This window comes from Aeromonas dhakensis (genome assembly GCF_000820305.1).
Lineage (GTDB): Bacteria > Pseudomonadota > Gammaproteobacteria > Enterobacterales > Aeromonadaceae > Aeromonas > Aeromonas dhakensis.
On record NZ_CDBH01000054.1, the window covers coordinates 1 to 1,333 of the forward strand.

Annotated in this window: 2 protein-coding genes; both read left to right on the top strand. The window is 64.8% G+C overall.

Annotation, left to right across the window (positions count from 1 at the left end; genetic code table 11):
- Positions 1–381 (top strand): ABC transporter permease subunit (locus BN1143_RS15615; RefSeq protein WP_042051290.1); only part of this gene is annotated, 381 nt, incomplete at its 5' end.
- A gap of 18 nt (positions 382–399) precedes the next feature.
- A partial coding sequence (locus BN1143_RS15620; protein ID WP_042051293.1) for an FAD-dependent oxidoreductase occupies positions 400–1,333 on the top strand: 934 nt, incomplete at its 3' end.

Consider the following 1,333-nt stretch of genomic DNA (forward strand, 5'->3'; position numbering starts at 1 on the left):
TACACGGTGGGTCATATGACGGCGCTGACCAGCCTGAAACAACTGCCCAAGGAGCTGGAGCTGGTGGCCATCTCATTGCGCATTCCGCTCTGGAAAGCGTTCTGGCGAGTCACCCTGCCCGCCTCCCTGCCCGCACTGCTGGAGATCTTCATCTATCTGTTCGTCAACGCCATGACCACCACCTCGGCGGTGATCTTCCTCTATTCGAGCGACAGCGTGCTCGCCTCCATCGCCGTGCTCAATATGGAGGATTCCGGCGACACCGCCGCGGCCGCCGCCATGGCTACCCTGATCCTGCTGGCCGCCGCCACCGTCAAGCTGCTCCAGCTCTTTTTGAGCCGCACCCTGCTGGATCGCACCCAGCGCTGGCGCCACCCATAACCTTATCGAGGAGTCATCATGTCCACTCTCCCCTTCTGGCTGGCCGAGGCCCTGGCCGCCGAACAACCCGCGNNCGGCCACCACGAGGCCGATGTCTGCATCGTCGGTGGCGGCCTTACCGGGCTGTGGAGCGCCATCGCCCTTAAACAGGCCGAGCCACACTTGCGCATCATGGTGCTGGAAAAAGATCGCTGCGGCAGCGGCGCCTCGGGGCGCAACGGCGGCTGTTTGCTCACCTGGTCGGCCAAATACCTGACGTTAAAGCGCCTCTTTGGCGAGCAGCAGGCCGCCTGGCTGGTGCAAAAATCCGAGCAGGCGGTGCACGAGATTGCCCGCTTCTGCGAAAAGCACCACATAGAGGCACAGCTGAGGGTCGAGGGCACCTGTTACACCGCCACCAGCGAGGCGCAGCGCGGCCTGATGGAGCCGGTATTACGGGAGCTACAGCGAGCCGACCTTAACCAGTGGCAGGCGATTGAAGAGGGGGAACTGGCAAGCCAGAGCGGCTCCCACATTCATCTGGAAGGGCTCTACAGCCCCCACGCCGGTTCGGTGCAACCGGCCCTGCTGGTGCGCGGCCTGCTGCGGGTGGCACGGGAGCTGGGGGTCGAGGTCTATGAACACTCCCCCATGCAGCGCCTTGAAGCGGGCCAGCCTGCCCGGGTGCAGACGCCGCAGGGCGAGGTGCGTGCCCGCAAGGTGGTGCTGGCCCTCAACAGCGCCATGACGGCGCACTTTCGCGAGTTTCGCCGCAGTATCGTGCTGGTCTCCTCCGATATGGTGATAACCGAGCCCGCGCCGGATGCCCTTGCCGCCCAGCAGCTTGAGCACGGCCGATCCGTGGTGGATGGCCGCACCTTTGTGCACTACTACCGATCCACCCCGCAAGGGCGGCTGATGCTGGGCAAGGGGGGCAACACCTTCGCCTTTGCCAACCGCCATCTGGCCGAGT